The organism is Xanthomonas sp. SHU 166 (genome assembly GCF_000364685.1).
GTDB lineage: Bacteria > Pseudomonadota > Gammaproteobacteria > Xanthomonadales > Xanthomonadaceae > Xanthomonas_A > Xanthomonas_A sontii.
In genome coordinates this window covers 1-749 of sequence record NZ_AQOJ01000934.1, presented here as the reverse complement: position 1 = coordinate 749, position 749 = coordinate 1, and the positions used below count along the sequence as shown (strand labels likewise).

Genomic DNA, 749 nt, shown 5'->3' with positions numbered 1-749 from the left:
GCGCCCAGCCTGCCGACGCTGGCCTGGTGGTGGCCGCGGCTGGCGCTACTGCTGGCGCTGGCGGCGACCGGCTACGCGCTGCTGCGGCGTAGCCAGGCGCTGCTGCCGGCACCGCTGCGCGTGCTGCAGCGCCTGCTCGGCACGGTCGCGGTGCTGAGCCTGGCCGCACTGGGCGTCGGCGGCCTGCTGATCGGCTATGTCGGGCTGATGCAGGTCAGCGGGGCGAGCGGGGTCAAGGTCGCTTACGCGCCACTGGGCATCGTCGTGGCGCTGGTGTTCGTGGGGCTGCCGTTCGTGGTGCGGATCGTGCAGCCGGTGCTGGCCGAGGCCGAGCGCGAACTGGAAGAGGCGGCGGCCACGCTCGGTGCCGGGCGCTGGCAGACGGTGCGCCGGGTAGTGCTGCCGACCCTGTGGCCGGCGGTGCTGACCGGATTCGCGCTGGCCTTCGCGCGTGGCGTCGGCGAGTACGGCTCGGTGATCTTCATCGCCGGCAACCTGCCCAATGCCACCGAGATTGCGCCATTGCTGATCACCATCCGCCTGGAAGAGTTCGACTACGGCGGCGCCAGCGCGATCGCCGCGGCGATGCTGCTGTTGTCGCTGCTGTCGCTGCTGCTGGTGAATGGCGCGCAGGCCTGGTTCGCGCGGCGCGGCAGGGCGGTGGCGTGATGGCGTCGGTCGTGTCCGCGCTGGCCGCGCACGTCCCCGGGCAGGCCGGTGCGGTCGCCGTCGCCGCGCACGTGCAGGCT

Annotated in this window: 1 protein-coding gene; it reads left to right on the top strand. The window is 73.3% G+C overall.

The window, feature by feature from the left end; genetic code table 11:
* A partial coding sequence (locus D180_RS20945; protein ID WP_017914304.1) for an ABC transporter permease subunit occupies nt 1-669 on the top strand: 669 nt, incomplete at its 5' end.
* Between the last annotated feature and the right edge of the window lie 80 nt (nt 670-749).